This window comes from Candidatus Electronema sp. PJ (assembly GCF_048287395.1).
GTDB lineage: Bacteria > Desulfobacterota > Desulfobulbia > Desulfobulbales > Desulfobulbaceae > Electronema.
The window spans coordinates 1-7453 of the sequence record NZ_JBLWEO010000035.1 but is presented as its reverse complement, the minus strand read 5'-3'; the positions used below and the strand labels follow the sequence as shown (position 1 = coordinate 7453).

The 7453-nt window shown below is 53.4% G+C and carries 12 protein-coding genes; 10 read left to right on the top strand and 2 right to left on the bottom strand.

The window, feature by feature from the left end; translation table 11 throughout:
- Nucleotides 1-4: 4 nt before the first annotated feature.
- From ACNKIB_RS05500 to ACNKIB_RS05460, 9 genes are all read left to right on the top strand, one after another.
- Nucleotides 5-2374, top strand: coding sequence for an FAD-dependent oxidoreductase (locus tag ACNKIB_RS05500; protein ID WP_417909547.1), 2370 nt, complete (start codon nt 5-7; stop codon nt 2372-2374).
- A 439-nt stretch (nt 2375-2813) separates the two neighbouring features.
- On the top strand, nt 2814-3161 hold the full coding sequence (locus ACNKIB_RS05495; protein ID WP_417909545.1) for a hypothetical protein: 348 nt from the start codon (nt 2814-2816) through the stop codon (nt 3159-3161).
- Nucleotides 3162-3200: 39 nt separating this feature from the next.
- The gene (locus tag ACNKIB_RS05490; RefSeq protein ID WP_417909544.1) at nt 3201-3461 is read left to right on the top strand and encodes a hypothetical protein; all 261 of its coding nucleotides are present in this window, start codon (nt 3201-3203) and stop codon (nt 3459-3461) included.
- On the top strand, nt 3458-3868 hold the full coding sequence (locus ACNKIB_RS05485) for a PIN domain-containing protein (protein ID WP_417909543.1): 411 nt from the start codon (nt 3458-3460) through the stop codon (nt 3866-3868). Before ACNKIB_RS05490 ends, ACNKIB_RS05485 begins: the two co-directional genes overlap by 4 nt.
- Nucleotides 3843-4625, top strand: a complete 783-nt coding sequence (locus tag ACNKIB_RS05480; protein ID WP_417909542.1) for a potassium channel family protein — start codon at nt 3843-3845, stop codon at nt 4623-4625. The genes ACNKIB_RS05485 and ACNKIB_RS05480 overlap by 26 nt, the downstream gene beginning before the upstream one ends.
- On the top strand, nt 4622-5041 hold the full coding sequence (locus ACNKIB_RS05475; RefSeq protein ID WP_417909546.1) for an ABC transporter substrate-binding protein: 420 nt from the start codon (nt 4622-4624) through the stop codon (nt 5039-5041). The genes ACNKIB_RS05480 and ACNKIB_RS05475 overlap by 4 nt, the downstream gene beginning before the upstream one ends.
- Complete coding sequence (locus ACNKIB_RS05470) at nt 5028-5747, top strand: ABC transporter substrate-binding protein (protein ID WP_417909541.1); 720 nt, start codon at nt 5028-5030, stop codon at nt 5745-5747. Before ACNKIB_RS05475 ends, ACNKIB_RS05470 begins: the two co-directional genes overlap by 14 nt.
- Before the next feature lie 142 nt (nt 5748-5889).
- Complete coding sequence (locus ACNKIB_RS05465; protein ID WP_417909540.1) at nt 5890-6123, top strand: type II toxin-antitoxin system Phd/YefM family antitoxin; 234 nt, start codon at nt 5890-5892, stop codon at nt 6121-6123.
- Nucleotides 6120-6506 (top strand): type II toxin-antitoxin system VapC family toxin, encoded by a 387-nt coding sequence (locus ACNKIB_RS05460; protein ID WP_417909539.1) that lies wholly within the window; start codon nt 6120-6122, stop codon nt 6504-6506. Before ACNKIB_RS05465 ends, ACNKIB_RS05460 begins: the two co-directional genes overlap by 4 nt.
- A gap of 11 nt (nt 6507-6517) precedes the next feature.
- On the opposite strand, the gene ACNKIB_RS05455 is transcribed toward ACNKIB_RS05460, so the two are convergent.
- Nucleotides 6518-6769, bottom strand: a complete 252-nt coding sequence (locus ACNKIB_RS05455; RefSeq protein WP_417909538.1) for a hypothetical protein — start codon at nt 6767-6769, stop codon at nt 6518-6520.
- 138 nt (nt 6770-6907) lie between these two features.
- Between ACNKIB_RS05455 and ACNKIB_RS05450 the strand changes: the two genes are divergently transcribed.
- The gene (locus ACNKIB_RS05450; protein WP_417909537.1) at nt 6908-7069 is read left to right on the top strand and encodes a 4Fe-4S binding protein; all 162 of its coding nucleotides are present in this window, start codon (nt 6908-6910) and stop codon (nt 7067-7069) included.
- A gap of 248 nt (nt 7070-7317) precedes the next feature.
- Here the strand turns inward: ACNKIB_RS05450 and ACNKIB_RS05445 are convergent.
- On the bottom strand, nt 7318-7453 hold a 136-nt coding region (locus ACNKIB_RS05445; protein WP_417908837.1), incomplete at its 5' end, for a transposase.

Below are 7453 nucleotides of genomic sequence, written 5' to 3'. Positions count from 1 at the left end.
TATTATGACTGAACAAGCAAAAAAGACTGCAATCATACGCGGCAAGGATGCCAACGGCCTGCGGCTGACATCCAAAGTTTTTGAAGAAGAAGTGCGCGGCGCGGCGGCTGACGCGGACGAGCTGCTGCTGGAATCCTTTGGCCAGCACAACATCGGCCTGCGGCTGGGCGGGCGTAAGGACAGGCCGCTGACCATCCGGGTCAAGGGGCCGGTCGGGCAGCGGGTCGGCTGCATGGGCTTGCCCGGCACCACGGTCATTTGCGAAGGCTCGGCCTCAGACGACGTGGGCTATCTCAACATCGGCGCGGACGTGATCGTCAAGGGCGACGCGACCAACGGCGTGTGCAGCGCGATGGCCGGCGGGCGGGTGATGATCGGCGGCTCCATCGGCGCACGCGGTCTGACCATGACTAAGTGGAACCCTGACTACGAACGCCCGCAGATGTGGGTGCTCGGCTCAGTGGGCGACACCTTTGCCGAGTTCAACTGCGGCGGCATCGCGGTGGTTTGCGGCCATAACTCGAAGAACCCGGACAACGTGCTCGGCTACCGGCCCTGCGTGGGCATGGTCGGCGGCAAGGTCTATTTCCGGGGCACGATTGACGGCAGCTATGCCCGCAGCAACGCCAAATTAGCGCAGCCGAGCGATGAGGAATGGCAGTGGCTGATCGAGCGTCTGCCGGAATACCTCAACGCCATCGGTCGCCCGGAATTGCTCGACAGCTTGAGCAAGCGCGAGGAATGGAACCTGCTTGCCGCTGTCACGCCGCAGGAGCGCGCTCTGCTGTCCTCCGGCCCGATGCCGATGTCCGAGTTTGCCAAGCGCGTGTGGAGCGCGGGCTTCGGCGGCGGCGACCCTCTGCGCGACCTCGCCCCGATGCTCGACCGCTCGGTGATCGGCGTTGTTGAAACCGGCGATCTGCGCAGGCGCAAGCCGTGGTGGGTCAACCGCGACTCCGCCGCGCCCTGCACCTACTACTGCCCGATGCACATCCCGACCATTGACCGACTGCGGATGATCCGCGAGGGCAGGAACGAGGAAGCCTACGAGATGCTGCTGCGCTACACGCCCTTCCCGGCCTCGGTCTGCGGCACCATCTGCCCGAACCTCTGCATCCAGAACTGTGCCCGCAAAAAGGTGGATTTCTCCATTGATGTCTCGATCTTGGGCCAGGCGGTGCATAACGTTGATCCGCCAAAGGGCAAGCCCGCCACCGGCCACAAAGTGGCGGTCATCGGCGGCGGCCCGGCAGGCATGGGCGTGGCGTGGCACTTGGCTTTGGCTGGCATTGAGGCCCATATTTTTGAAAAGGGCGATCAGCTCGGCGGCAAGCTGGCCCAGACCATTCCTTGGGAGCGGCTGTCCAAGGCGGTCTGGGAGATGGAGGTGCAGCGTTTCCTCAAGCAGGAGCTGATCAAGGTCAATCTTGGCGTGAGCATGACCCAGGAGAAGATCGAGCAGCTCAAGGCTGAATACGATTACGTTATCGTCGCGGTCGGCACGCATCAGCCGAAAATTATTCCGTTTACCGGCCACGAGCGGGTGATTCCGGCCCTTGATTACCTGAAGGCGGCCAAGAGCGAGCATCCCATGCCGACCGGCAAGCAGGTGGTGATCATCGGCGCGGGCAATGTCGGCTGCGACGTGGCCGCCGAATGCTACCGCTTGGGCGCAAGCCAAGTCACGCTGGTGGACATTCAGAAGCCGCTGGCTTTCGGCAAGGAGCGCGAGGCCGCCGAGGCTCTCGGCGCGGTCTTCAAATGGCCGGTGATGACCAAGGAAGTCACCGAGCAGGGCCTTGTCACCGACAAAGGCGAGCTGATTCCGGCGCAAACGGTGATCATCTCCATCGGCGACGTGCCCAGCCTGCCTTTCCTGCCGGAGAGCGTGAGCGTGATGAAGATCGCAGGCGGCTCGTGGATCAAGACCGACGAGGCGGGCCGCACCAGCGATGCTAAGATTCTTGCAGTCGGCGATGTCGAGCGGCCCGGTCTGGCCACCAACGCCCTCGGTGCGGCCAAGCGGACGGCGGAATATCTGATCGCGCAGATGGAAGGCAAGGCGTGGAAGCCCTTCGCCAAAAAGCTGATTCAGTACGAGGCCTTGACCATCGCCCACTACGACCCGGCGGAGGACAAGGGCAAGACCGAGGAGCAGCAGGCGGCCCGCTGCCTGAGCTGCGGTTCCTGCCGCGACTGCCATCTCTGCGAGACCATGTGCCCGACCCACGCCATCGCCCGCGAGGAGCTGCCTGCGGAAGAGACTGCGGACGGCGTGGCCTACCGTTATGTCTCCGACGACAGCAAGTGCGTCGCCTGCGGTTTCTGCGCTGACACCTGCCCCTGCGGCATCTGGACCATGAGGCCGTTTTAGCGCATCTGCTCGATAAACCGGGTGAAAAAGGAAAGGGTTCGGGCTGACTGCCTGAACCCTTTTTGCATTTGCAGCGTCAGTGCAAGTCTTTTCCTGCGGCCCGGAAATAATTCTTGACGAGATAAGCAAAAGTGGTAATCTGGCAGGATAAAATTGGCAAGCCCGTTGAACGAATTAGCCTGCCCGGTTTTGATAAGAAGGTCTCAGTGCAACGAACGGAGAGGCCATAGGAAAAAACTGGAGAGTCATTTTCTTCCTATGAGCGGTGAGTTTTAAAAAATTGGTGATGATAGAAAGAAACTGAGTACCCAGTTTGTTACTATGAGGCTTCATTTTTAAAAAATGGGTGTCCAGTTTGTTTCACTGGGTGGTCACAAGAAAAAAATGGCTCGTCATAGTGACGAAATGACAGTTCATAGGAAAAAAAGAGGAGGATATTATGCTGACAGTAAGCATCCCGAAGCTCTTGCAGGAAGCCCATGCGATCAAAGAGGCTCTTGAACAGATGGGCGAAGGAGTTCCTGCCGGAATTTCAGCGGCGGAGATGTCGGACAGGATTGCCGCGCTGGAGAATATCATCAGCGAGCTGGACAAAGTGAACGCCCACAGGACGCAGTTGGTCAACAGCAAGGCGGATGTGGCAGAGCGTGTGAGCGACTACATCGTGCAGGTGCGGGCCGTGGTCAAGGGGATTAAGGGCGCGGACTCCTCGGAATACGACATGGTTGGCGGCACAAGGGCGAGTGAGCGGAAGAAGCCGAAGAGGAAGGATAAGCCGGTGGAGTGATAAGCTGACGCGGCAATGCGGCAGAGGGATAGAGAGAATATGGAAATGACGGAACTGCGCACACAGATACACACTCTTTCACGTCGTGAGAAATATCTCCTCATTCAGCTCATTGTGCTGGATATGGCTCAGGAGGAGTCTTCTCGGACAGACGGAAGCTCTGCTCATCAGCGCGATGAAGTTATGGAGACGCTGAATGCGCAGTCAGTTGACAAATTCCTTGGAAATTGGAAAGGCTGTCTCAAAGGTGTTGATCCTGATGAAGCAAAACAAAGCTATCTGATGGAGAAATACCAATGAATGTCCTTTTGGACACCAATGTTGTCTTGGATTTTGTGCTTGACCGGCAGCCGTTCGCCAAGGCGGCGGAGCTTGTGTTTGACATGGCCAAACGCCGCCCAATTCAGTTTTATCTCTCTGCGACCACTATTACCGATCTGTTTTATATCGCCGCAAAAGCGAAGGGAAAAGCCTTTGCGCTGGCGTTGATCAAAGATTTGCTGGAATTTGTCGAGGTTGCCGCTGTGAACAAGACAGTGATTCTTGACGCGCTTCATTCCGGCCAGCCTGATTTTGAAGACGCTGTGCAGGCAGGAGCCGCAAAGCAGGCCGCAGTCAGCATCATCGTCACCAGAAATGAGAAGGATTTTGCCGAAGCGGACATTGAAATCTGCAATCCTGATGAATTTTTACGGCGTTACAGTTAAAGACGAGAATGAACGCGCCAATTTTTTTGAAATGAAGAGTAAAAATCATTGGCTATTGCTGGTGTTTTTTGTGTATTTATCAAATTTAGTTCTATTCTCTCTTATATATACTTGGCTGTATAGGTCGAATTCAATTTCATTCTTGTTTAATAGCGATATAGTTACAGCTAAAAATTTCTTTCTTAAAAAAGAAAGTGTCGAAGAAATCGCTTCATCTCATAAAGTTATTAATTATATTAGGTTGGTTTCTAATGCTTTAACTAATAAAGATTTTAAGTTAGAGAAAAAACTGTTAGGAGTAGAAAGCTCTTTGTTAACGGAAGGAAATATAACTTTTCGTTTTGTTGAACATATCGATATAACTGGACCTGAATGGCCAACAGGAATTTTTAACCTTGAGGTTATTGATAAAAATTATAACAAATCAATCGTTATTACGTTAGCAGGTGGGATACCGAACACGTCATATGTGTTACCTGAAAATAAAAAAGAGTTATCTGTTTTGATAGATAAAGCTGTCAAAGAACAAAACGAAAAAATTGATGCTTACAAGAAAATTATCACATCGATTGATCGCGACAAAATAACTCCTTGGGGGTATCTAGATTTTTTCTATTTTAGCTGCATCACTCAATCCACAGTTGGATACGGAGACATTATTCCTAACACAACAACGGCGCGATTGATTATCTCGTTGCAAACCATTATAGGAACATTACTTTTAGGGGTATTTATTAATTTCTCTCTCAAAGAATAATCTTTATCTATTGTAGAGATACGATACGGCAGGGCATTGAACTGGCAATTCAGGAAATCAATGCCAGCGGCGGCATATTGGGAAAGAAGCTCGAAGCTGTCTTCAAGGATGAGACCGCAGCCAAGACCCCGGAGGAAGCAGCCAAAATCGCCGAGGAGCTGATCACAAAGGAGAATGCAAAATTCCTGATCGGGCCGACCTCCAGCAAGATCGCACCTGCAATCTCAGAGATAAGCAAGAAGCATCATATCCCGATGGTGCTGGCTCAGGCAGCATTGCCGGAACTGACTGGTGCGCAGCATTTTCAGCCGTATATTTTCAGCACCCTCAGCAATGCAATGATGCACTCACGTTCAGGTGCGCAGCTTGCAGCTTCAAAACCGTATAAACGCTGGATGTGCGTTGCTTGCGCCTGACTACAACAACTACGGGCATTCATCATGGGAGATATTCAAAGCTCGCCTGATCGAACTCAAGCCTGATGTTGAGATAGTCGGCGAGGCATTTTCTGCTTTCATGAAAACAACTGACTACACGCCGTTCATCAAAGAAGTTCTTGAAAAGAAACCTGATGCCGTGTGGTCGCCGCTGTGGGGAAATGAGGCTGTCACCTTCATCAAGCAGGGAATGCAGCATGACCTGTTCAGCAAGGTGAAGTTTTTCTTCCCGGATGCAGCTGCCTTGGATGTTATGATTCCAATGGGAAAAGAAATGCCAGAAGGAATCTACATGTCAAGCCGCTATTTCTTCACCACGCCGAATTCGGATAAGAACCGCAGCTTTGTTGAGACGTATCACAAGCAATTCAAAGAATACCCTGACTATATGGCCGGAGAGTCCTACGCGGCAGTCTATTTCCTGAAAGCGGCTGTTGAGCGGGCAAAGTCTGCTGATGCTGACGCAGTTGTTCAGGCTGTGGAGAAAGAGCCTTTGGCTTGGGAAGCTCCCGAAGGTTGGAAGGTCATGCGGAGCGCAGATCACGCCGCAGTGGAAGATTGCGTCTGGGGTGAAACTGGCTTCACCGGCAAGTATGATTTTGCTGTCCTGACCAATATTCAGTCCATTCAAGGCGAGGAGATTTGCCGGACTGCTGAGGAGCTGCGGCAGGTCAGAGGCAAATAATCCAAACTCTTGCACGTCTTCTTTGTTGTTCGCCGCCCTGAATTCTGTATCGGATTCAGGGCGTTTCTTTTTCCGGTTTACTTCCCAAGTTCAAGGTGGTACTTATCAAACAGGCACGAAAAATTTGTTTGGAGCAAAAAGAATGCAAGTCACTCTTCGTGAAGCAGAAACACAACTCTCAGCACTCGGCAAAAGGGCATGGGCTGGCGAGCGGATTGTCATCGCCCAAGACGGCGAGCCGTATCTTGAGCTGATTCCTCATCAGAAAGAGCGGAAGCGGCGACCCGGACGCTTTAAAGGCAAGATCAAAATAAGCGGCGACTTCACGGAAACTCCTGCTGATGTGATCGGCTCCTTTTATGGGGAGGCGGAATGAAGCGGCTGCTGCTCGACACGCATGTGCTGCTCTGGTGGCTCGCGGATGATCCGAAACTTGGCCCGCAGACTGTGGAACTCATCAGCGACACGCGGAACGAAATCTTTGTCAGCGCGGCTTCAAGCTGGGAGATTGCGATTAAAAAGAAGCTCGGCAAGCTCGAAGCCCCGGACGACATAGACACGGCGGTGGAGGACGAAGGCTTCAGCAAGCTGCCGATCAGTCTGCATCACGGGGAAGTTGCTGGAAATCTTCCCCTGCATCATAAAGACCCGTTTGACCGAATGCTGGTTGCTCAGGCTAAGGTTGAAGGGCTGCGCATCATCACTGACGACAGCTATATCAAACTGTATGATGTGCAGATCGTCAATCCGTTAGATTGATGGGTATTTTCTCAAATAGGTCGTTTCATCTCCATCGGCGACGTGCCCAGCCTGCCTTTCCTGCCGGAGAGCGTGAGCGTGGTGAAGATCGCAGGCGGCTCGTGGATTAAAACTGATGAAGCCGGGCGCACCAGCGATGCCAAGATTCTCGCGGGCGGCGACGCAGAGCGGCCTGGTCTGGCGACCAACGACCTTGGCGCGGCCAAGCGGACAGCGGAATATCTGATCGCCCAGATGGAGGGCAAGACATGGAAACCCTTCACCAAAAAGCTGATTCAGTACGAGGCGTTGACCGTCGCTCACTACGACCCGGCCGAGGATAAGGGCAAGACCGAGGAGCAGCAGGAGGCCCGCTGCCTGAGCTGCGGCTCCTGCCGCGACTGCCACCTTTGCGAGACCATGTGCCCGACCCACTCGATTTCACGCGAGGAATTGCCTGCCGAGGAAGCTGCGGACGGCGTGGCCTACCCTACCGCTACGTCTCCGATGACAGCAAGTGCGTCGCCTGCGGCTTCTGCGCCGACACCTGCCCCTGCGGCATTTGGACCATGAGGCCGTTTTAGCGCATTCGCCCGATAAATCGGGTGAAAAAGGAAAGGGTTCGGGCTGGCTGCCTGAACTCTTTTGGCATTTGCAGCGGTTGCGCAAGTCTTTTCGTGCAGCCCGGAAATATTTCTTGACGGCATAAGCAAAAGTGGTAATCTGGCTGGGTAAAGCTGGCAAGTCAGTGGAACGAATTGGTCAGTCCGGTTTTTATAAGAAGGTCTCAGTGCAACGAACAGAGAGGCCATAGGAGGAAACTGGCGACAACCTATCTCAAAAAACGGAGCAGAATAATTGAACAGGCGAGCAGTAAAAAAGCCAAGAAATTGTCAGCATGTCGGTCATATCGAACAACCAGCCGCCTGAAGTTTTGAAGCCAGGCGAAAAGCCGTTCAACTTTCCAG